Annotated in this window: 17 protein-coding genes and 1 other RNA gene; 14 read left to right on the top strand and 4 right to left on the bottom strand. The window is 60.0% G+C overall.

Features of this window, described 5'->3' with window-relative positions:
* Positions 1-75: 75 nt before the first annotated feature.
* An RNA gene (gene rnpB, locus ACZ5RG_RS11095) (RNase P RNA component class A) lies at positions 76-428 on the top strand.
* A gap of 110 nt (positions 429-538) precedes the next feature.
* On the opposite strand, the gene ACZ5RG_RS11090 is transcribed toward rnpB, so the two are convergent.
* The 3 genes from ACZ5RG_RS11090 to ACZ5RG_RS11080 all read right to left on the bottom strand — a co-directional run bounded on the left by ACZ5RG_RS11090 (position 539) and on the right by ACZ5RG_RS11080 (position 3597).
* The gene (locus tag ACZ5RG_RS11090; RefSeq protein WP_019430202.1) at positions 539-1060 is read right to left on the bottom strand and encodes an Rrf2 family transcriptional regulator; all 522 of its coding nucleotides are present in this window, start codon (positions 1058-1060) and stop codon (positions 539-541) included.
* Positions 1061-1226: 166 nt separating this feature from the next.
* Entirely contained in the window at positions 1227-1922 is a 696-nt protein-coding gene (locus ACZ5RG_RS11085) for a S4 domain-containing protein (protein ID WP_036075190.1), read from the bottom strand.
* A gap of 28 nt (positions 1923-1950) precedes the next feature.
* Positions 1951-3597: an MBL fold metallo-hydrolase gene (locus ACZ5RG_RS11080; protein ID WP_464447051.1), complete on the bottom strand. Its 1647-nt coding sequence runs from the start codon at positions 3595-3597 to the stop codon at positions 1951-1953.
* Positions 3598-3669: 72 nt separating this feature from the next.
* Between ACZ5RG_RS11080 and dapF the strand changes: the two genes are divergently transcribed.
* The 4 genes from dapF (at position 3670) to ACZ5RG_RS11060 (ending at position 7448) form a co-directional block, all read left to right on the top strand.
* Positions 3670-4539 carry a diaminopimelate epimerase gene (dapF, locus tag ACZ5RG_RS11075; protein ID WP_298600399.1) on the top strand — a complete coding sequence of 290 codons (870 nt, stop codon included), beginning with the start codon at positions 3670-3672 and terminating at the stop codon, positions 4537-4539.
* 17 nt (positions 4540-4556) lie between these two features.
* Complete coding sequence (locus ACZ5RG_RS11070) at positions 4557-5246, top strand: DUF484 family protein (protein WP_298600402.1); 690 nt, start codon at positions 4557-4559, stop codon at positions 5244-5246.
* A gap of 4 nt (positions 5247-5250) precedes the next feature.
* Positions 5251-6225 (top strand): tyrosine recombinase XerC, encoded by a 975-nt coding sequence (locus tag ACZ5RG_RS11065; protein ID WP_298600405.1) that lies wholly within the window; start codon positions 5251-5253, stop codon positions 6223-6225.
* A 119-nt stretch (positions 6226-6344) separates the two neighbouring features.
* Positions 6345-7448, top strand: a complete 1104-nt coding sequence (locus ACZ5RG_RS11060; RefSeq protein WP_464447050.1) for a CobW family GTP-binding protein — start codon at positions 6345-6347, stop codon at positions 7446-7448.
* A 270-nt stretch (positions 7449-7718) separates the two neighbouring features.
* On the opposite strand, the gene ACZ5RG_RS11055 is transcribed toward ACZ5RG_RS11060, so the two are convergent.
* Positions 7719-7895, bottom strand: a complete 177-nt coding sequence (locus tag ACZ5RG_RS11055) for a hypothetical protein (RefSeq protein ID WP_315135269.1) — start codon at positions 7893-7895, stop codon at positions 7719-7721.
* 13 nt (positions 7896-7908) lie between these two features.
* Between ACZ5RG_RS11055 and dksA the strand changes: the two genes are divergently transcribed.
* From dksA to mraY, 9 genes are all read left to right on the top strand, one after another.
* Positions 7909-8757, top strand: coding sequence for an RNA polymerase-binding protein DksA (gene dksA / locus ACZ5RG_RS11050; protein WP_409418240.1), 849 nt, complete (start codon positions 7909-7911; stop codon positions 8755-8757).
* Between the two features lie 416 nt (positions 8758-9173).
* Positions 9174-13079, top strand: a complete 3906-nt coding sequence (locus ACZ5RG_RS11045; protein WP_464447049.1) for an FG-GAP-like repeat-containing protein — start codon at positions 9174-9176, stop codon at positions 13077-13079.
* 634 nt (positions 13080-13713) lie between these two features.
* Entirely contained in the window at positions 13714-14142 is a 429-nt protein-coding gene (gene mraZ, locus ACZ5RG_RS11040) for a division/cell wall cluster transcriptional repressor MraZ (RefSeq protein ID WP_298600686.1), read from the top strand.
* Positions 14143-14147: 5 nt separating this feature from the next.
* Positions 14148-15077 carry a 16S rRNA (cytosine(1402)-N(4))-methyltransferase RsmH gene (gene rsmH / locus ACZ5RG_RS11035; RefSeq protein WP_464447048.1) on the top strand — a complete coding sequence of 310 codons (930 nt, stop codon included), beginning with the start codon at positions 14148-14150 and terminating at the stop codon, positions 15075-15077.
* Positions 15074-15370 (top strand): cell division protein FtsL, encoded by a 297-nt coding sequence (ftsL, locus tag ACZ5RG_RS11030; protein WP_298600681.1) that lies wholly within the window; start codon positions 15074-15076, stop codon positions 15368-15370. The genes rsmH and ftsL overlap by 4 nt, the downstream gene beginning before the upstream one ends.
* Positions 15367-17100 (top strand): peptidoglycan D,D-transpeptidase FtsI family protein, encoded by a 1734-nt coding sequence (locus ACZ5RG_RS11025; protein ID WP_298600678.1) that lies wholly within the window; start codon positions 15367-15369, stop codon positions 17098-17100. Before ftsL ends, ACZ5RG_RS11025 begins: the two co-directional genes overlap by 4 nt.
* The gene (locus ACZ5RG_RS11020; RefSeq protein ID WP_464447047.1) at positions 17100-18659 is read left to right on the top strand and encodes a UDP-N-acetylmuramoyl-L-alanyl-D-glutamate--2,6-diaminopimelate ligase; all 1560 of its coding nucleotides are present in this window, start codon (positions 17100-17102) and stop codon (positions 18657-18659) included. Before ACZ5RG_RS11025 ends, ACZ5RG_RS11020 begins: the two co-directional genes overlap by 1 nt.
* Complete coding sequence (locus ACZ5RG_RS11015; protein WP_464447046.1) at positions 18656-20107, top strand: UDP-N-acetylmuramoyl-tripeptide--D-alanyl-D-alanine ligase; 1452 nt, start codon at positions 18656-18658, stop codon at positions 20105-20107. Before ACZ5RG_RS11020 ends, ACZ5RG_RS11015 begins: the two co-directional genes overlap by 4 nt.
* Positions 20097-21275 (top strand): phospho-N-acetylmuramoyl-pentapeptide-transferase, encoded by a 1179-nt coding sequence (gene mraY, locus ACZ5RG_RS11010; protein ID WP_464447045.1) that lies wholly within the window; start codon positions 20097-20099, stop codon positions 21273-21275. Before ACZ5RG_RS11015 ends, mraY begins: the two co-directional genes overlap by 11 nt.
* Positions 21276-21277 lie beyond the last annotated feature (2 nt).

Below are 21277 nucleotides of genomic sequence, written 5' to 3'. Positions count from 1 at the left end.
GAAAAAAATCATTGTGCGTGAAAGTTCAGACACTTGGCGGTATGAGCTTATGCCCGCAGGCGATAATCACCCCGTGAAGCTCGCCAGACCGTCGCTGGTGCAAGACCCGAAAGGGTGCACTGGAGGAACGTCCGGACTGCACAGGACAGCGTAGGAGGTAACGCCTCTCCACCGTGAGGTGAGGATCAGAGCAACAGAGACGAGCCGATTGAGTTCGGGTGAAACGGGCAATCTCTACGCGCAGCAATACCAAGTAGGCCTTCCTGAAGTGAGGCGGTTCGCCGCATCGCTTCTCCCTGTGGTTCCGCGGGGTGAGTTGGCGGGTAGGTAGCATCGAGCCGGGTGGGCGACCCCCGGCCCAGAGTAATGGCGGTCACACAGCGGGCAACCGTTGTGCACAGAATCCGGCTTATCGGCGAGCTTCACACTTTTTCGATGGCCCAAGCCAAAGCCCATGCCCAAGCTCATGGCACCTGTTCGGTGTCCCGACAACAAAAAACCCGCCGAAGCGGGTTTTTGTGTTTTGGCGGCGCCAAGTTCAGCCGCGTGAAGGCATCAAGCTGCCCGCCAACGCAAACACCGAATTGGGCGCGGTGATCTTCAAGGTGCTTTTGGGCTTGGCGAACACGCCGCGTTTGATGGCCGCTTGGGGTGCTGGCTCGACGGTGACGCCCTTTGTCCGTTGCTCAGCCACCAATTGGCGCAGGCTGATGGATTGCAAATGGGTCAGCATTTTCTCGTTCAGGCTGGCCCACAGATCGCTGTTCATCCAGCCGCCATCGGCTGCCGCTTCTTCGTCAGAAGGCGCATCGACAGCGCCCACGATGTCGGCCATGGTGATTTTTTCGGCGCTGCGCGACAGCGAATAACCGCCGCCGGGGCCACGGGTGCTCTCGACCAAGCCTTGCTGGCGCAATTTGCTGAACAGCTGCTCCAGGTAGGACAGCGAAATTTGGTGACGCACGCTGATGGCGGCCAATGACACGGGGCCGCGGTCTTCGCGCAGCGCAACGTCAATCATGGCGGTGACAGCAAATCGACTTTTGGTGCTCAAACGCATGGTGTGCTCCTTTCTGCGTTGTACAAAGCCTTTTGGGGCTTTGCTGGGTCACAGGCTGTGGGTTCGCCGTTGTGACTGATCAGTCATTTTCTCAGACTTATCCTCTAATTGGGGATTGCCCGTTTCAATTCAAGGGTAAATCCTGTGTATTTTTGTCGGAAATTGATTAGAAGCGCTCGTAGCCTTCGAGCTGGCGCCACTGTCCGGGTTCCAGTGGGGCCAAACTGAGCCGGCCCACCCGCTGACGGCGCAGGTCTTGCAGCGGACATTGCTGGTCCAGCCAACGGCCCAGTTCCTGCCCGTCGATGTCTTTGCCTGCGATGCGCAGCACGGTCAGGGTGTCGGTTTGACGGTTGATGCTGGCGCGAATGCCGGGGCCGTTGAGGGCTTTCAGTGTGGCCTCGTTCACAGGGCCATCCAACGTGGCCATCCATTCTTGTTCCATCGGGCTGCGGCGGTCTTCCAGGTGGCGCAGCACGCCCACATCGTCCGAAAAAATACACAAACCGCTGGCGGGTTTTGCCAAGGGCAAGGGCATTTGCATTTTGGCCAGGCGTTCGTGTCCCCAAATGCCGGGTTGGGCGGCTTTCAGGCCCACTGTGTCTTGCAGCCAGGCCAGATTGGCCACCCGGTCGGCAGGCTTGAACAGCACCAAGGTCATGGGGGCCAGGGCGGCCATGGAGACCAGGCGGTTGACGGAGACGGTTTGTTCTTCTTGCACGCGCCGGGCCGGGTCGGTGACGACTTTGCCTGCGACCTGCACACCGCCAGCCACGATCAGGGCTTCGGCTTCGCGGCGTGAGCAGTTTTGGTCGGCGGCCACGCGTTTGGCCAGGCGAATGCCTTCTTCAGAGGAAATCATCAAATCTTTCAAAAAATCTTAAGTGGCTTCAAGACAGGGCTTGCTCGCGGATGTGGTCTACATGCGCTTGCAGTGAGCGTGCGGCCACGGGCCACAGGCGGGAAGGGACGTCGTCGTAAGCTTTTTCGACCCATTCTTGCAGGCTGCCTTGGGGCAGGACCTGCATGGCGGCGGCGATTTTGGCCTCGCGTTTGAGGCGGTGGGCCTTGAGCTGTGTGATGGCTTGGTGGGCAAAGCCCAGCACATGGCCGTGCGCGGGCAAGATGAATTCAATGTGGCCCGCCTCGCAGGCCGTGGCCAGTTTGTCGAGAGAATCCAAATAGTCGCCCATGTGGCCGTCGGGTGGGTCGATCACGGTGGTGCTGCCGTTCAGCACGTGGTCGCCTGAAAACAGCAGGCCGTCTTCTTCGAGCACCAGGCACAGGTGGTTGGCCGCGTGTCCAGGCGTGTGCACCACGCGCAGGGTGTGCGTGATCTCGCCTTCGACGCCTGTGCCTTGAAGCAACAGCTTTTCGCCGTCGGCCAATTCGCGATCGGGGGCGAAGCGGCTGTTGGCGCGGGCCGTGGGGCGTGAGGCCAAGCCCAAAATGGGCGGCTTGTTCGTGCACAGCGCTTGCAAGGGGGCCCCGCCGGGTGAGTGGTCCGGGTGTGAGTGGGTGCACACAATGGCTTTGATTTGCCCGCCCGCCGCCCGCCACAGCCTTTGCAGGTGCTCGTCGTCGGCCGGTCCTGGGTCGATGGCGATGAAGCCGGTGTTGGGGTCGCCCACCAGATAGCTGTTGGTGCCAGGGCCGGTCATCACGCCGGGGTTGGGGGCGGTGAGGCGCTGCACGTTTTTGAGCAGCGACACACTTTGATCGGTCTGCCAGTCCAGGTGGTGGTGGATCTGGCCATCGGGCGTGACCAGGGCCAGCTCGCCAAAGGGCGGCTCGTGCTCCATGTAACGCGCTTCGTTGCCCGCCAGCCAACCGGCCCGGGGGCAGCTGGTCCACAGCGGTTCGTCGTTCACGGCGCAGGCTTGCAGCACCGCGTCCACGTTGGCAAAGGCCTGCAGGCGTTCGAGCGTGCGGATGGTCGGGAAGATGATGTAGAAATCGCCTGCTTTGTGACGGGTCAGCGCGTCGACCGGGCGCACCCAGACGGGTTCAAACTGTTCGGATTCGTCGGCCACCGGCGTTTGGCCTTCGGGCATGCGGGCCACCAAAAACGGCACGTCAAAGCGGCGCGGCAAGTCGCGGTCGGTGATCCAGTGGGCCAACACAAACACCTGGTCGGCCGCCAGCGTCAGGCCTTGGGCTTGGCACTGTGCGGCGAAAGGGGCTTTTCGGTCAAGCTTGGCGATGTCGGTGTTGTCGGCCCAGCGGTCATCGGCGTGGCGTGCCAACAAAATCCCCAGTTCTTCAAAGCTCTCGCGGATCGCGGCGATGGCTTGGGTGAGGTGCAGGTCGCTTTGTGTGGGGCGCCGGCGTGCCATGGCATGGGCTTGCGCATCGGCTGTGTCCACGCCACCACCTGGAAACACATAGGCGCCGGGGGCAAAACTGGCCGTCATTGAGCGGCGTGTCATCAGCACCTCGATGCCTTGCGGGCCATCGCGCATCAGCAGCACGGTGGCGGCTGGGCGCAACGGGGCGGGTTCGCGTTGGGGATGCAGGAGTTGGGATGTGCGTGCCATGCCCCATTATCGGGCCGGGATGCGCCAGGGCTTGCCCGGTTCTGGGCAAGGGCAAAGGCGATAATCGCGGCCATGCACATTCGCTTTACCAAGATGCAAGGGGCCGGCAATGATTTTGTCGTGCTCGACGAGACGCGTGGCCGCCTGGGCCTGAACGCGGCCCAATACCGTTTTTTGGCCGATCGCCACTTTGGCGTGGGGGCTGACCAAATCCTGACGGTGCGGCCCTCGCCTGCGCCCGGACTGGACTTTGAATACGTGATCCACAACGCCGATGGCGGCGAGGTTGAGCACTGCGGCAACGGGGCACGCTGCTTTGTGCGGTATGTACGCGACAAGGGGCTGACCGACAAAACCACGGTGCGTGTGAAGGTGCAGCAAGGCGAGATCGAGCTGCGCATGAACCCCGATGGCCGCGTCACGGTCAATATGGGTGCGCCGGTGTTTGACTGGGAACGGGTGCCGTTCAACCCGATCGGCCTGATCAGCGACCAGGTCAACGGCTGGCCCGTGTTTGACTTGGCGCTGGGCGATCAGGGCATGGCCCGTGTGGGCGTGGTCTCTATGGGCAACCCGCACGCGGTGCAGCGCGTGGACGATGTGGACACTTTCCCGGTGCTGGCCCAAGGCCCGCTGATTGAAAATCACCCGGCTTTTCCCAAGCGTGTGAATGCGGGCTTCATGCAGGTGGTCTCGCGCAGCCAAATCAAGTTGCGGGTGTTCGAACGCGGCACGGGCGAGACCCTGGCTTGTGGCACGGGCGCGTGCGCGGCCGTGGTGGCTGGCATTCGCCAAGGCTGGCTAGACAGCCGCGTGGACGTACAGACCCGCGGTGGCTTATTGACCATTGAGTGGGCAGGTCAGGCAGACAGCCCTGTGCTGATGACCGGGCCCGCCACCTCCGTGTTTGACGGCGACATTCACATACCTGACACCTTTTGAATTTTTGGAGCCACGACATGACCACGCCCGAACCCATGAGCCCGATCACCGAAGACGACATCGCCGACTATTTGGTGAACACGCCTGATTTTTTCGAACGTCACGCTTCTCTTTTGGCCACGGTGCAACTGACGCACCCGCAAAGCCACCGCACGGTGGGCTTGCAAGAGCGCCAGGCGCAAATGCTGCGTGACAAGATCAAGGGGCTGGAGCACCGCATCATGGACATGATCCGGCACGGCAACGAAAACATGATCCTCACCGACAAGCTGCACCGCTGGTCGTGCGAGCTGCTGGTCACGCCCCACGACCAGCTGGCCGGGTCGGCGGTGGACAACATCCGCGAGCTTTTTCAGGTGCCCCAAGTCGCTTTGCGTTTGTGGTCTTTGCAGGGCGAACACGCCCAAGCGGCTTATGCCCAAGGCGTGACCGAGGCGGCGCAGGTGCTGGCCACATCACTGGACCGGCCTTATGTCGGGCCGAACTCGGGTTACGAAGCCGTGCAGTGGCTGGACGCGCCGGCGCAAGCGGCCTCTTTGGCGCTGCTGGCCTTGCGTGCTGCTCCTGGCCAGCCTGCTTTTGGCTTGCTGGTGTTGGCCTCGCCTGATGCCCAGCGCTTCAACAGCCAAATGGGCACTGATTTGCTCGAACGCTTGGCCGAACTGGCGGGCGCGGCCTTGTCGGTGCTGCAAAAGCCGCAGGCCTGAGCCCATGTCGCAGGTGCAGGCCACCGACCCGCTGGTGTCCCGCTATCTGGACCATGTGCGCTTTGAAAAGCGCCTGGCCGAGCGCACCTGCACCTTGTACCAACTGGACTTGATTCGCCTGGCCGACATGGCCGCCGCATCCCATGTGCTCTTGCTGCAGGTGCAAACCGGGCATATCCGCCGCTGGGTGGCGCAAATGCACAGCGCCGGGCGCAGCGGTCGCGGCATCGCCCTCATTTTGTCGGGCTGGCGGGGGTTTTACACCTGGCTGGGGCGCGAAGGCCTGGTTGCACAAAACCCGGTGGCCGATGTGCGGGCCCCGCGTGTGGCCAAGCCTTTGCCCAAAGCCTTGGGCGTTGACGAGGCGGTGCAATTGGCCGAGCACGAAGAAGACAACGACGACCCTTGGCTGGAAGCCCGCGACGCCGCCATGGTCGAGCTGCTGTATGGCTGCGGCCTGCGCATCGCCGAGCTGACCGGCTTGGACGTGGTGGCCAGCACCGAAGCCAGCCGGGCAGGGCGCGGCTGGATCGACCTGCAAAATGCCGAGGTGCAGGTGCAAGGCAAGGGCAGCAAGCGGCGCACGGTGCCCTTGGGCCGCGCCGTCATCGAGGCGCTGACGCATTGGTTGGCCGTGCGGCCCCAGTTGCCCGGCATGCTGACGCAGCCTACCAAGGGGGCGTCCAGTTTGGCGCTGGCGCTGTTTCCCGGGCAGCACGGCACGCGCCTGACGCCACGCGGCGTGGCACAGCGCCTGAAGCGCCGCAGCCTGTTGGCGGGTCTGGCCACCCCGGTGCACCCGCACATGCTGCGCCACTCCTTTGCCAGCCATGTGCTGCAGTCCAGCGGCGATCTGAGGGCGGTGCAAGAGCTGCTGGGACACGCCAACATCAGCACCACACAGGTCTACACACGGCTGGATTTTCAGCACTTGGCCAAAACCTACGATGCAGCCCACCCCCGGGCCAAGCGCAAATGAAGTCTTGATCCTTCAGAGCGCGTGTGGCGTGAGGCCAAGCCTGGCGTGCAGGCACTGCGCTTGAATTCGTCGCTAAACTCCCCAACTCTTGTTTTCTTGTCTTGAAGTGGAACCTCGCCATGTCTCTGATCCCCACCACCATCCTCACCGGCTTTTTGGGCGCGGGCAAAACCACGCTGCTCAAGCGCGTGCTGACCGAGGCCCATGGCCAGAAGATCGCCGTGATCGAGAACGAGTTTGGTGAAGAAAACATCGACAACGACATCCTCGTCTCGGACACCAACGAGCAAATCATTCAGATGAGCAATGGCTGCATTTGCTGCACCATTCGCGAAGACCTGCGCGTGACTTTGCAGTTGTTGGCCGCCAAGCGTCGCAAGGGCTTGCTCAACTTTGACCGCATCGTGATCGAGACCACGGGCTTGGCCGACCCCGGCCCGGTGGCGCAGACCTTTTTCATGGACGACGAGATCGCCGAGACCTTTTTGCTCGATTCCATCTTGACCTTGGTGGACGCCAAACACGCGGCCCAACAATTGAATGATCGCCAAGAGGCGCGTCGCCAAGTGGGCTTTGCCGATCAGATCTTCATCAGCAAGGCTGACTTGGTGTCTGCCTCTGAGCTGGATGCTTTGCAGCACCGACTGAAACACATGAACCCGCGTGCGCCGCAAAAAGTGGTGCATTTTGGCGAAGTGGCGCTCTCCGAAGTGTTTGACCTCAAGGGCTTCAACCTGAACGCCAAACTGGACATTGACCCGGACTTCCTGAAAGAAGACGACCACGCGCATGGGGAGCACTGCGACCACCCGTCGCACCAGCATGACCATGACCATGAACACGGCGAGCACTGTGATCACCCCTCGCACCAGCACGACGATGCTCATGAGCATGTCCATGGTCAAGGCCATCACCACCACCATGACGACGACGTGAAAAGCTTCGTCTTCCGGTCCGAGCGTGCCTTTGACCCGGCCAAGCTGGAAGACTTCTTGGGTGCGATCGTCAACATCTATGGCCCCCGCATGCTGCGCTACAAGGGTGTTCTTAATATGCGCGGCACCGAACGCAAGGTGATCTTCCAGGGCGTTCACCAATTGATGGGCAGCGATTTGGGGCCGATGTGGGTCGATGGCGAAGTCAAAACGAGCAAGATGGTATTCATTGGCATCGACTTGCCCAAAGACATCCTTTTGCAGGGCCTGGAGCAGTGCCTGGTTTGACCTGTGCCTGGATATTGACGTGCAAGGTCGGTTCACGCTAATTCGCGTGAACTTGCCTTTAATCGACAAGCTATCGTTTTTTGATCGTTCTTATCGTTACAATCGCCCGCCTGAAGCCCCCCTTTTAGGGCAGGCTGGTGAACCCCATAAGGTCTATAACAAGGGTTTGAAGTACAAATGAACAGGTTTTTCAATCGGTTGCTGCAGTGTGGCAAGAGGTTTAGGCCTGCCTTTTCACACGGCTAGGAGACAAGACGTGAAGACCTCGACTCAAAAAACAACGACCAAAGTAACTGCAGCCAAGGCACAATCCAAGGCTGTACCGGTTAAAAAAGGGGTCGCCAAGCCCGTGGCACCTGCTAAAGCGGTGGCCAAGCCAACAGCGAAGCCAAGTTCTTCGGCCGCATCGAAAACCAAAACGGCGGCACCAGCTTCCAAGTCAAGCAAGTCCCCTCAACCCTTGACGCCAGCCCCCAAAGCAGCGCCCGCGAAAACCAAACTTGTTGCATCGGCCCCTGCAAAGGCCGTTGCGGCAGCCCCTAAGCCGACCTCTGCCCCCAAGGCGAAGGCCGCACCCGCGCCGTCCCCTAAAAAGACGGCCTCTGTACCTGAAGCGAAACCTATGACTGTTAAAAAAGTGGCGACACCGACTCCCCCGGTCGCCCAACCTGCCGTGACGGCGGTGGCGACACCTGCTGCGCCTGACCAATTGATTCGTGCAACCCGGCCATCCGCACGTTTGGCTCAAATCACTGTGCCTTCCTTGCCTCAGGCGGTGGCCTCTACCGCCGCAAAGGCCAGCTTCATGCCGAGTGCGCCTGTGGCAACGGTTTCAGCCCCTTTTGCGCCGATCAAAAAGGACCCCAAGCTGGCCAACAACTGGAAGTCGAAACCGGTGGAAGAATTGGTCGATGCCGAACTTCTGGCCATGCCCGACACGGAATACATGAACAACGTGCAAATGGCGTATTTCCGCCGCAAGTTGTCCATCTTGAAGCAGGAAATCCTGAACAGCGCAGGAGCCACTACCGAGCACTTGCGTGAAGACACCGTGGTGGTGCCTGACCCGGCAGACCGTGCCACCATCGAAGAAGAGCACGCGCTGGAGCTGCGCACACGCGATCGCGAACGCAAGCTGCTCAAGAAAATCGAGCAATCCATTGGTTTGATTGATTCGGGTGAATACGGTTACTGCGATGAAACAGGAGAGCCTATTGGCGTGGGCCGTTTGCTGGCCCGTCCTACCGCGACCTTGTCTTTGGAAGCCCAGCAACGCCGTGAGTTGAAGCAAAAGATGTTCGGAGACTGAGCCGCGACCGCGCTGTCTTCGCATCCTAAAAAACCCCTGCTCAGGGGTTTTTTTTCGTCCGCATGAAGTTCGACCCGCTTAAAAAAGACTTTTTGCAGGGGCCGATTCAAGTGCATGGTGCAACACCGTGCAAGGCGTCATGCACCCCAAGTCCCCCTGTTTGTCACTGTATGGGACGTGCGTTGCGTGAGCATGTGGAAAGCCGTTACCAGGCTGCGCAGCACATCACGAGCGCTCAATGAAACAGGTCGAGGATGCCAGTTGAAATGGGCGAGATTGGTAGCAATGACTTTGGTTACTCTTAAATCTGGTATGTAGAATTTAATGGGCCACAAACAATTAAATTGATATATTTTGATTAAAATCGGTTAAATCTACACCGTATCAAATCGACCAATTTCACAAAAAGACGCCGTATGCAAAAAATCATCGCTACTTTGACATCGCCAGAAGGTGTTGTGACTCATCAAACCTTGGTCAAGCCCACAGGTCAGCCCGTTCAACTCAATGTGCCTGCTGGCAGCAAGCTTGACTTGCAGGTGCAAGGGCAAGCCCCAGGCAAAACCCTCAAGGCTGATGTAAAGCCGGACCTGAAGCTCAAGCAAGTGGGCAACAAATTGTTGGTTGAGGGTGACGGCGAGGTGCTGGTGGAAGTAGCCGATTTTCATGCAAACCCCAATTCGTCTGTTGGAAGTCTGAGCTGGGATGCTGCCGCGCTGCCCGCGGGCACCACTGCTCAGAACGTTGAGGGCACGGCCACTCCTGAAGTTATGGGCTCGAGCGTGTCCGAGGCGTCTAATGCGATGTCTTTTTGGGGTGGCTTGAGTGCACCTGCTGCTTTGGCTATTGGTGGGGTGGGTCTGGCGTTGGCCTCTGGCGGGGGTAATGGCGCGACGCCAATAAGCACCCCTGCCGCGCCAACCCTGTCCTTGGCCGCTGCCAGCCAAGTTTCGCCCAGCCAGACCAGCGCCACCCAGCTGGCCAAGCCGACCTTCACGGGTACGGCGCAAGCTGGTGCATCGGTCAGCGTGTACGACAGTGGCCTCTTACTGGGCACGGCGGTAGCCAATAGTTTGGGCGTTTGGAGTGTGACCAGCAGTTTGGATCTGGGGACGGGCAGGCACAGCAATGTGTACGCCGTGCAAACCGATCCGGCTGGCAACGTCAGCCCTGCATCGGCTGTCTATGCCGTTACCGTCTTACCTGTTGTCACCGCACCGTCCGCCTTTACCTCGCCCGCCGCCTATGTTTTTTCGATCAGCAGTGGCGATATCAACGGTGACGGTTCGGTCGATCTTCGGGTGAGCGCACAAGCTACGGGCGACGCCTTGCTGAAGGGCGATGGTGCAGGTAGCTTCGTAAACCTTACGCACAGCATGCCCGTCAAGTTGCCCAACACGGTGCATAACACTGCTGCTACGGGAATGGTGGACTTCAACGGCGATGGGCGTATGGATGTGATCACCCTGCCTTCACTCAACCAAGCCACAGCGGCTGAGGGCGCTTTGAGCCAGTCTTACTTTGTGAACCGGGGCGGCGCTGATCGTTTGATCAATGTCGCCAATGCCGCCGATGCTTACCTGCGTTCCAACGCTTCGGGTTTTAACGGTTACAACGCAATGAACCTGATGGGTGACATCAACGGTGACGGCTTCTTGGACTTCTCGGTCGGCTACTACGACACGGCCATGGCCAAAGGCAACATCAGCTACATGTTGTCAACCGGTGCGGGTGTGTGGCGTCAGGTGTTCAGCTTTGATGGCACGCCAACGCCTTCGGTACAACTGCCATCAGCTTTGTCAGTGGACCTCAATGGCGACGGTCTCTTGGACCGCATCACAGTCAACGTCAGCACAGGTGCGACCGCAGGCGATGGTTATGCATGGTTGGCCAATGCCCAAGGCGGTGGCTATACCTTGTCGGCCTCGACCACTTTGGCGGCTCTGTACCCATGGTCTTCCGGTCGGTCTATGGCGCTCAACGCACCGGCTGACTTGAATGGCGATGGTTTCTTTGATCTGGTGGGTGCCAACGGCAAGGTGTCTTATGGCAGTGCCAACGGACAATTCGCGGCACCTGCTGCCGTGACCGTGACTGGTTTGGGTGCTGCCAATGCCGCGTTGCCATGGCAGACCTTGGTGGCTGACGTCAATGGTGATGGGCGTCTGGACATGGTGTATGCCGAAACCGCCATCAAACTGGTGGTGGCTTTGGGCAATGCCGATGGCACTTACACCAACGCCGCTGCGACCATGGGTTGGGAAGTGGGAGCGGACTTGAATGCTCAGACCACAGGTCTGCAGTTGGTTGACCTCAATGGTGACCGCAGTCTGGATTTCGTGATGATGGGGACCAACTTGGCCGGTCAGACAGTCGGTCAATCGTCGGTCAAGCTCAACACCACCGCAGTGGCAGAGAACACCTTCTTGCGCGTGATGGTGGCCAATGACCACGGCGGTCAAGACGCCTACGGCGCGGTGGTGCGCTTGTACGACAGCGCCACCGGGGCCTTGGTGGCCATGCGCAGTGCCAGCAGCAGCAGTGCCTCACGCAATTCCAACTTTGGCAGCTACGGCGCTGACTTCTTTGGTCTGGACCCGGCCAAGACCTATGACGTGGCCGTGGTCTACCCCGGCAGCGACAAGCAAGTGACCGTGGTCACGGGCAAGGCGGGCCTGGGCGTGTCGGGCATCAACGGCGCAACGCTCAACGAGATCGTGGACAGCAGCCTGACGGGCGTGAGCGCAGGCGGCAAAGACGTGGTCTGGGTGGCCAAAGAAAACCGCGGCACCAGCACCACGGGTGGCTACTGGCAAGGTGCCAACCTGGCCGACCAGATGGTGGGCGACAAAGGCAACGACGTGTTCAAGCCCAACGGCGCACGCGCGGGTGAAGTGGGCGACACCCTGACCGGTGGCGGCGGCAACGACCGCTTCGTGTTCGATGTGAAGGCCACGCTCAACACGGGCGCGACCATCACCGACTTCACCGCCACGGCAGGGGCCGAGGCCGACAGCATCGACGTTGGCGCATTGCTCACGGCGCTTGGCTACACCGGAGCCCGCACAGCGGCAGGCGTGGCCGACTGGATCAAGCTGGTGGATGTGGGTGGCAAGACCACCGTGCTAGTGGATGCCCACGCGGGCACCGCAGGTGCGGCCTCGGGCTTTGTGGATCTGGTGACGCTCAACGGCGTGAGCGGCAAGAGCTTGGCGCAACTGGTCTCAGGCGGCTTTGTGCACCTGGGCGGGGTGCAAGTCAGCGGCGTGTTGGCCGACCAAACGGTGACCGAGGCGGCCTCGCAAGCGGGCGTGCAACTGGCCGCGGCGGCAGTGGTGGCTGCAGAAGGCGGACAGTGGGCGGCAGGCTTTAGCGGCGGCAAGCTGGTGGTCAGCCTGTCGGGTGCGACAGCGGCAGACAGCTTGGGCTTTGACACCAGTGTCAACAGCGTGGGCTACGACAGCGCCACGCGAGCGGTGAGCATTGGCGGTGTGCAAGTGGGCACGGTCAGTGCGAGCGACAACGGCGTGGGCGCGGTGGGCAAATTGGCCATTGCGTTTGACTTTGCAGCGGCAGGAGCCAGCTACGCCACAGAGGCGCAGCAGGCCCAGGCAGTGCAGGCCGTGATGCAGTCGCTCAAGCTGACATCGGCGAGCGAAGCGCCGACAGCGCTGGACCGTGCGATCACGTTCACGCTGACCGATGCACTGGGCGACACGCTGGATGTGTACAGCGGCTTGCGCATCACGCCGTTGGCCGATAACGCGACTTTGGGCGGCGTCAATTACGTCACAGGTACTGAGTCGGTGGAGACACTTGCCGGAACGGTGGCCGATGAAACCCTCATGGGTTACAACGGTGTGCCCACAGCCGCCAACCTGGCCAGCTTGAACACGGCCTTGACGTTTGGCGATACCTTGACCGGTGGCGGCGGCAAGGACACGTTCAAGTGGCTGAGCCAACAGCTGATGAACTCGGACGCTGGCGACAAGATCACCGACTTTGGCCTCAAGGGCGGCACGGGCTCCGGCCAGGGCACAGCCGAAGCCGACGTGCTGGACTTGTCTGCTTTGCTCAAGGGTTACACCGGCAGCAGCACCGTGTCTGACTATGTGCAGGCGGTGGCTGTGGGTGGCAAGGTGCAGATTCAGGTGGACTTTGATGGCAAGGCCAATGGCAGTGCGTTTGAGAAGACCTGGTTCATGACGCTGGACAACCTGAGTGTGGTGGGCGCGGACGTGCAGGCCAACAGCGCGACAGTGACGACGCTGGCCAACTTGGTGCAGCAGATGGTGGCTGACAGCCAGTTCAAGCTGCTGTGAGCACGATGATCACTGCAAGGTGATTGCAGCCACTCAGGCGGCATAAAGGACCCCCCAACGCTGAGAGGCGTTGGGGGGTTCTTTATTGAGGCACCCGTTGGTGAACAGCATCGGGTCTTGAGGCGGAGTCATATTTTGAGAGGATGCCGCTATCAGTAAGAAGTCAAACCGTTTTTACCCGAGGTGCGCGAAAGCGCCATTCAGCTTTCCTGAGGGGTGACCTGCCAGTCCTGCACGACTGGGCCGGTCGCTTCCCGCCAGCACGGTTTTGCGGATGTGGAGTCAATGCATCCGCCGCATGTGGGCGGCTAGCGCGCCTTGTTTATAGGGGTGCTGGTGTCCAACTGAGGTCATGTCGAGTCAAAAGCGGGCTTTGTGCATTTGATGTCTTAACTATTTTTAGTTTTTAACATCCTTCACAGGTTACTTTCATTGCCGCTTGTAAGTGCCTAATTTACATGGAAATTTCCCCTGTTGGTACGTTCGATTTCAGCGCTAAGCTATTGATTTCATTGAAAAAAATCGATCTATACCGGTTGAGTTGCATCGAATTCCTGATACAGTGCAAAAAAGTGCAATTAAGTGGGGAAAAGTGTCCCTGTCTGCATTTTTCAACTGAGAAAAGGTCGTTGTCGTGTTTCAAGGGGCTTCATCGCTGAGTCTGGATGCCAAAGGGCGGTTGTCTGTACCGACCCGGCACCGTGACGTCTTGAGTGCCACAGCACAAGGCCAACTGACCATCACCAAGCATCCCCATGGTTGTTTGATGGTGTTTCCCCGCACCGAGTGGGAGAAGTTCCGCGAGCGCATTGCCCAGTTGCCCATGTCTGCCCAGTGGTGGAAGCGCATTTTTTTGGGCAATGCGATGGATGTCGAGATGGATGGCACCGGACGCGTGCTGATTTCGCCCGAGTTGCGTCAGGCCGCCGGCATTTCCAAAGACACCGTGTTGCTCGGTATGGGCAACCACTTTGAGTTGTGGGACAAAACCACCTACGACGCGCAGGAAGCTGAGGCCATGCAGGGCGAGATGCCCGATGTGTTCAAGGATTTCTCGTTCTGAACGCCATGACCGACCTTGTACTGACCCACACCACTGTGCTTTTGAACGAGGCGGTGGACGAATTGCTCCAGGCTTCAGCAGGAACCGATGGCGCTTATGTCGATGCCACCTTTGGTCGAGGCGGTCACTCTCGCTTGATTTTGTCGCGCTTGTCGGCACAAGGGCGTTTGCTGGCTTTTGACAAAGACCTTGAAGCGATTGCCGAAGCCGGGCGCATTGACGATGCCCGCTTTTCGATCCGGCATGAGGGCTTTTCCAACCTGGGAGAGTTGCCACCCGCCAGCGTCGATGGTGTGCTGATGGACTTGGGCATCAGCTCTCCCCAAATCGACAGCCCCGAGAGGGGTTTTTCTTTTCGTTTTGAGGGCCCGCTGGACATGCGCATGGACACCACGCGCGGCGAAAGTGTGGCCGATTGGCTGGCAGCAGCCACGGTGGATCAAATCACGGAGGTGATACGTGACTATGGCGAAGAACGGTTTGCTTTTCAGATTGCAAAGGCGCTTGTGGCTCGCCGACAAGAGCGGGGCCCAATTTCAACCACCTCCGATTTGGCCCAGCTCGTGGCTGACACGGTCAAAACTCGCGAGCCGGGCCAGAACCCTGCAACGCGGACATTTCAGGCTTTTCGGATTTTCATCAACGCAGAGCTTGCGGAGCTCGAACAAGCGCTAGAGGCCAGCCTGCATGTGCTGGCCCCTGGTGGCCGTTTGGTGGTGATCAGCTTCCATTCGCTGGAAGACCGCATCGTGAAGCAGTTCATCGCCAAGCATTCCAAAGAAGTGGTGGATCGGCGTGTGCCCTTTGCGGAACCCGTGAAGATGCGCTTGAAAGCCTGTGGTCGCACTCGCCCAAGCGAGGCCGAGGTGCGCGGCAATCCGCGTTCGCGCAGCGCCATCATGCGCATGGCCGAGCGCACCGAGGTGCCCGCGTGACCCGCTTGAGTATTTTTCTGTTGCTGGCGGTGATCGCCAGCGCGCTGGCATTGGTGCACAGTCAGTATGAGACGCGGCGCTTGTTCATGGCGCTTGAGTCTGCCAACAAAGAAGCCAAGCGTCTGGCTGTAGACCAGGATCGCCTGCAGGTCGAGCGCCGAGCGCAAGCCACGCCTTTGCGTGTGGAGCAAATCGCACGTCAGCAGTTGCAAATGCGTGCGGCGTCGCCTGCCATCACCCAGTATGTGTCCAGCCAGGACGCAGCGGCTTCTGGGAAAGAGGCTCGCCCATGAGCCGCAGCGTCCAACTTTCATCCAGCCCTTTGCTGGCCAGCAAAACACCGGTTTGGCGCAGCAAATTCATTGTGGCTGCCATTGCTTTGGGCTTCATGGGCTTGGTGGCTCGTGCGGCTTATGTGCAGGTTTTTGCAAACGATTTCTTCATTCGACAGGGCGAAGTCCGGTTTGCGCGAACAATCACTTTGCCGGCCAACCGGGGCCGTGTGCTGGATCGCAATGGCATGTTGTTGGCGTCAAGCGTGCCTGCGCCCAGCATCTGGGCCAATCCTGAAGACATGGAGCGCGACCCGGCCAAATTGCGCGAGCTGGCCCGCCTGCTTGAGTTGACGCCTGCCGAGTTGACCAAAAAACTCAAGGACGATGAAAAAACCTTTGTCTGGTTGCGCCGGCAACTGGATGAGTCGGTGGTCAAACAAATTCTGGCGTTGGGCATCAAGGGTGTTTACGACATCAAGGAATACAAGCGCTTGTATCCCGAAGGCGAAGCGGCGGCCCACATTGTGGGCTTTACCAATGTGGAAGACCAAGGCCAAGAAGGTGTGGAGCTGATTTTCCAAAAGCAACTGTCTGGCAAGCCGGGTTCGCGCCGTGTCATCAAAGACCGCTTGGGCCGGGTGGTCGAAGACGTGGGCGAGGCGGTGCCGCCCGTTGATGGCGAAGACTTGCAGCTGAGCATCGACAGCAAAGTGCAGTTCTTTGCCTACCAGAAGTTGCGCGAGGCGGTGCTGGAGCACAAAGCCAAAGCCGGCAGCGTGGTCGTGCTGGATGCCCAGTCGGGCGAAATTTTGGCGTTGGCCAATTACCCCAGCTATTCGCCGGACAAGCGGGTCAACCTGAGCGGTGAACAACTGCGTAACCGGGCTTTGACAGATACTTTTGAGCCGGGCTCGACGATGAAGCCCTTTGCTGTAGCGCTGGCCTTGGAAAAAGGGCTGGTCAAGCCCGAAACGCCGATCCAGACGGCACCTGGCCGCATCACCATCACGGGCTCAACCATCACCGACGCGCATCCGCATGGCGTGCTCACGGTGAACGAGGTGATTCAAAAGTCCAGCAACGTGGGCACGGTCAAGATGGCCATGCAAATGCAACCGCGAGAGATGTGGGAAATGTATGCCCAGGTCGGCTTTGGGCAAAAGCCGCAGTTGCCGTTCCCGGGTGTGGTCAGTGGGCGTTTGCGCCCTTACAAAACCTGGCGTCCCATTGAGCAGGCCACCATGAGTTATGGCTATGGCATTTCTGGCAGCTTGTTCCAAGTGGCCAGGGCGTACACAGTCTTTGCCCGCGATGGCGAGGTGGTGCCAGCGACGCTGATGAAAGCCGACAACCAGGTGCAGGGTGTGCGGGTCATCAGCGCGGAAAACGCCAAAGCCATGCGCAAGATGCTGCAGATGGCCGCAGGCCCTGGCGGCACGGCCCAAAAAGCGCAGACCATGGGTTATTCCGTGGGCGGCAAAACCGGCACCGCACACAAACAAGAAGGCAAGGGTTACGCTGGCAAAAAATACCGGGGCTTTTTCGTGGGCATGGCACCCATTGAGGCCCCGCGCATTGTTGTGGCCGTCATGATCGACGAGCCCAGCAATGGCCGTTATTTTGGTGGCGATGTCGCCGCGCCTGTGTTCAGCCAGACCGTGCAACAGACCCTGCGTTTGATGGGTGTGCAGCCGGATATGGCGGTCAAGCCGCAGATCGTGGCCAAGTCGGTCGAGGAGTCTTTCTGATGCAGACGCTGCACAGCGCCCCCGACGCGGCCCTCTGGTTGCGCAGCCGCGTGACGGGAGCGTTGCGCACAGACAGCCGCAGAGTGCAGCCGGGTGACGCGTTCATCGCCTGGCCTGGTGCGGCGACCGATGGGCGTCAGTATTTGGTGCAAGCCTTGGCACGGGGTGCCACGGCCTGTTTGCTCGAAGAAGAAGGGCATGCCCCTTGGCTGAAGGCCTTGCCCGATGCGTCGGCCAATGCCGATCGCCTGGCTGTCATGAAGGGCCTCAAGGCCCAGACTGGTCTGGTCGCCGATGCGTATTACGAACAACCAAGTCAGGACTTGCAAGTGCTGGCCGTGACCGGCACCAATGGCAAAACGTCTACGGCCTGGTGGCTGGCCCAAGCCTTGGCTTCGCCAGTGTTGAATCAGGCCTGCGGCTTGATCGGCACCTTGGGTGTGGGCCAATTGCCCCATCTGGTGAGCACCGGCATGACCACCCCCGACCCGGTGCTGATGCAGCGGCAGTTCCGTGAGTTTGCCGATGGCGGTGTGACGCATTGCGCCATTGAAGCGTCTTCGATCGGGCTGGCCGAGCACCGCTTGGACGGCACTCAAATTCGCGTGGCCGTTTTCACCAATTTCACGCAAGACCATTTGGACTACCACGGTGACATGGCCCGCTATTGGTTGGCCAAAGCCGCTTTGTTCGGTTGGTCCGGTTTGCAGGCTGCCGTGGTCAACATTGACGACGCGCAAGGCCGCTTGTTGGCTGGGCAGTTGCAAGGCGGCTCGCTCGATGTCTGGACTTGCTCGCGCAAGGGCTCGGCCCGTTTGCAAGCCCGCAGTCTTCACAGTGCCGAGGGTTTGGCGTTTGAAGTCGTCGAAGGTGCCGATGTGCAGACTTTGCGCACAGGCCTCATGGGAGACTACAACATCGACAACCTGTTGGGCGTGATCGGCAGCTTGCGTGCTCTGGGTTTTGAGTTGGCGCAGGCGGTGCAAGCCTGTGCGCATTTGACCGCAGTGCCGGGCCGCATGCAGCGCGTGCTTTCCGGCCTGCAGGACATGTCGACACAGCAAGGTGAGCAGCAGGTCGAGCAAGGCCTGCCCTTGGTGGTGGTGGATTACGCGCATACACCCGATGCGCTGACGCATGCGCTGACCGCTTTGCGTTCGCAAGCTGCGGCGCGTGGCGGCCGCCTGTGGTGCGTTCTGGGTTGCGGCGGAGACCGCGATGCCCTGAAGCGCCCCATGATGGCGGCAGCCGCCGAGGCGGCAGCCGACCAAGTGATGCTGACCAGCGACAACCCTCGCTCTGAATCGCCGGAGGCCATTCTGGCTGCGATGGTGTCAGGCTTGAGCCGCCCTGCGCAGTCGCTTATCCAGGCAGACCGTGCGCTGGCCATAGCCCAAGTGGTGGCACAAGCCGCTGCACAAGATGTGGTGTTGGTGGCTGGCAAAGGCCACGAGACTGAGCAAGAGATCATGGGTGTGCGTCACCCGTTTTCGGATGTGCTGCAGGCACAAATCGCTTTGCAGCAACGTGCAACGCGGCACCAGGGAGCGACCGCATGAACGCCCTGAATTCCAAAATGAACCTGAAGCTCGACCTGGCGTTGAGTTGGCTGAGCCAAGCACGCGGCGTGAATATTCAGTCTGTGACGGCCGATCGCGTGCACACAGACAGCCGCAGCTTGCAAGCGGGCGACTTGTTTGTGGCTTTGCGCGGCGAGCGCTTTGACGGTAACGAGTTCATTGCGCAGGCCAAAGCGCAAGGCGCGGTGGCCGTGGTGTGCGAAGCCTCGGGTGAGGCGCAAGCGATGGCACACGATTTGCCGGCGTTGGTGGTACCTGATGCACGCATCGCTTTGGGCGAATTGGCCGCAGGCTGGCGCGCGCAGTTTGATTTGCCCGTGATTGCCGTGACCGGCAGCAACGGCAAGACCACCGTGACGCAAATGATCGCGTCCATCTTGCGTGCGCATGCGGGCAAAGACGCCTTGTCTACGCAGGGCAATCTGAACAACGACATTGGCGTGCCGCTGACCTTGTTCAACCTGCGGGCCCATCACCGCATTGCCGTGGTCGAGTTGGGCATGAACCACCCTGGCGAAATCGCCTATTTGTCCAAGCTGGCCCAGCCCAACGTGGCCTTGGTCAACAACGCGCAGCGTGAACACCAAGAGTTCATGGGCACGGTCGAAGCTGTGGCCCATGAAAACGGGGCTGTGCTGCAGGCCTTGCCCCTTGAGGGTGTGGCGGTGTTTCCGTCCGATGACGTTTACACACCCATCTGGCAGGCGTTGTCTGGTCACCGAGTGCAGCGCTGCTTTGCCATGGCCTCTGCCAATGAGGCCGACGTGCGAGCCACCGTGGTGGTCTGGCAGTCCGGAGCCTGGCAGTTCACCCTTAAAACGCCAGAAGGCACCGCGCCCGTGCGCTTGCACATTGCCGGTCGTCACAACGTGAAGAATGCATTGGCGGCCAGTGCCTGTGCTCTCGCAGCGGGGGTGCCATTGGCCGTCGTAGCGCAGGGCCTGTTGGCCTTTGAGCCAGTCAAGGGCCGTTCGCGTGCGCTGGTGCTGCACAGCGGCGGTGCCGACATCACCTTGATCGACGACACCTACAACGCCAACCCCGACTCGGTCCGCGCCGCCATCGACGTGTTGGCCGAGTTGCCCGCGCCGCGTTTGCTGGTGTTGGGTGACATGGGCGAGGTGGGCAACCAGGGCCCCGAGTTTCACGCCGAGGTCGGCGCCTATGCGGCTGAGCGCGGCATTGAGTCGCTCTTCACCCTGGGTGATTTGTGCGTGCACAGCGCACAGGCATTTGCTGCGGCTCGGCATTTTCCGGACATGGCCAGCCTGCTGGCGGCCGTTACCGCTCAGGTCGGCGAGTTTCAAAGTGTGGTGGTCAAAGGCTCGCGTTTCATGAAGATGGAGCGCGTGGTCGAAGCCTTGCTGTCAATCGGTGAGGCGCACCACACTCAACACAACAACAAAGGGGAGGCCCATGCTGCTTAGCCTGGCCCAATGGTTGCAAAGTTTGTCCCCGGAGTGGGGCTTTTTGCGTGTTTTTCAATACATCACTTTCCGTGCGGTGATGGCCGCGATGACGGCGCTCTTGATCGGTCTGGCTGCTGGCCCCTTTGTGATCCGTCGCCTCACATCGCTCAAGATCGGTCAGCCGATCCGTGGCTACGGCATGGAGTCGCACTTGGCCAAAAGCGGCACGCCCACCATGGGCGGCGTGCTCATTTTGTTGTCCATCGCCATCTCCACCTTGTTGTGGTTTGACCTTTCAAACCGCTTTGTCTGGATCGTGCTGGTGGTGACGCTGGCTTTTGGTGCCATCGGCTGGGTGGACGACTGGCGCAAGGTGGTCAACAAAGACCCAGAGGGCATGCGCTCGCGCGAAAAATATTTCTGGCAGTCGGTGATCGGCTTGTTGGCCGCGCTGTATCTGGTGTTCAGTATTTCTGAAGTCTCCAACCTGCGCGTGCTGGACCTGTTTGGCAAATGGGTCATGTCTGGTTTTGATGTGAACTTGCCTCCTAAGGCCGGTTTGCAGGTGCCGTTTTTCAAAGAGATCAATTACCCATTGGGTGTTTTGGGTTTTGTGCTCATGACCTATCTGGTCATTGTGGGGGCCAGCAACGCCGTCAACTTGACCGATGGCCTCGATGGTCTGGCCATCATGCCGGTCGTCATGGTCGGCTCGGCCCTGGGCGTGTTTGCTTATGTGACGGGCAGCTCGGTTTACTCAAAATACCTGTTCTTCCCGCACATTCCGGGTTCGGGCGAATTGATGATTTTCTGCGCTGCCATGGCGGGCGCAGGTTTGGCATTTTTGTGGTTCAACACCCATCCGGCCCAGGTCTTCATGGGCGATGTGGGGGCTCTGGCGCTGGGTGGGGCTCTGGGCACCATCGCGGTCATCGTGCGACAGGAAATCGTGCTGGCCATCATGGGCGGCATCTTTGTGGTCGAGGCTTTGTCGGTGATGGCCCAGGTGGCCTATTTCAAATACACCAAGAAAAAATACGGCGAAGGTCGGCGCATCCTGAAGATGGCTCCCTTGCACCACCATTTTGAAAAGAGCGGCTGGAAGGAAACGCAAGTCGTCGTGCGTTTCTGGATCATCACCATGCTGCTGTGTCTGGTCGGCTTGTCGACCCTGAAGCTGAGATAAGC

It is taken from the genome of Limnohabitans sp. TEGF005 (genome assembly GCF_055394835.1).
This window is presented reverse-complemented; position numbering and strand designations above follow the sequence as displayed.

Excerpts from the sequence above, each read along its gene's own strand:
- ACZ5RG_RS11025 (WP_298600678.1), top strand. The coding sequence starts at position 15,367 with ATGAGCCGCAGCGTCCAACTTTCATCCAGCCCTTTGCTGGCCAGCAAA.
- mraY (WP_464447045.1), top strand. The coding sequence starts at position 20,097 with ATGCTGCTTAGCCTGGCCCAATGGTTGCAAAGTTTGTCCCCGGAGTGG.
- ACZ5RG_RS11090 (WP_019430202.1), bottom strand. The coding sequence starts at position 1,060 with ATGCGTTTGAGCACCAAAAGTCGATTTGCTGTCACCGCCATGATTGAC.
- ACZ5RG_RS11060 (WP_464447050.1), top strand. The coding sequence starts at position 6,345 with ATGTCTCTGATCCCCACCACCATCCTCACCGGCTTTTTGGGCGCGGGC.
- ACZ5RG_RS11085 (WP_036075190.1), bottom strand. The coding sequence starts at position 1,922 with ATGATTTCCTCTGAAGAAGGCATTCGCCTGGCCAAACGCGTGGCCGCC.
- ACZ5RG_RS11045 (WP_464447049.1), top strand. The coding sequence starts at position 9,174 with ATGCAAAAAATCATCGCTACTTTGACATCGCCAGAAGGTGTTGTGACT.
- ACZ5RG_RS11020 (WP_464447047.1), top strand. The coding sequence starts at position 17,100 with ATGCAGACGCTGCACAGCGCCCCCGACGCGGCCCTCTGGTTGCGCAGC.
- ACZ5RG_RS11065 (WP_298600405.1), top strand. The coding sequence starts at position 5,251 with ATGTCGCAGGTGCAGGCCACCGACCCGCTGGTGTCCCGCTATCTGGAC.
- rsmH (WP_464447048.1), top strand. The coding sequence starts at position 14,148 with ATGACCGACCTTGTACTGACCCACACCACTGTGCTTTTGAACGAGGCG.
- ACZ5RG_RS11015 (WP_464447046.1), top strand. The coding sequence starts at position 18,656 with ATGAACGCCCTGAATTCCAAAATGAACCTGAAGCTCGACCTGGCGTTG.
- ACZ5RG_RS11080 (WP_464447051.1), bottom strand. The coding sequence starts at position 3,597 with ATGGCACGCACATCCCAACTCCTGCATCCCCAACGCGAACCCGCCCCG.
- dapF (WP_298600399.1), top strand. The coding sequence starts at position 3,670 with ATGCACATTCGCTTTACCAAGATGCAAGGGGCCGGCAATGATTTTGTC.
- ACZ5RG_RS11070 (WP_298600402.1), top strand. The coding sequence starts at position 4,557 with ATGACCACGCCCGAACCCATGAGCCCGATCACCGAAGACGACATCGCC.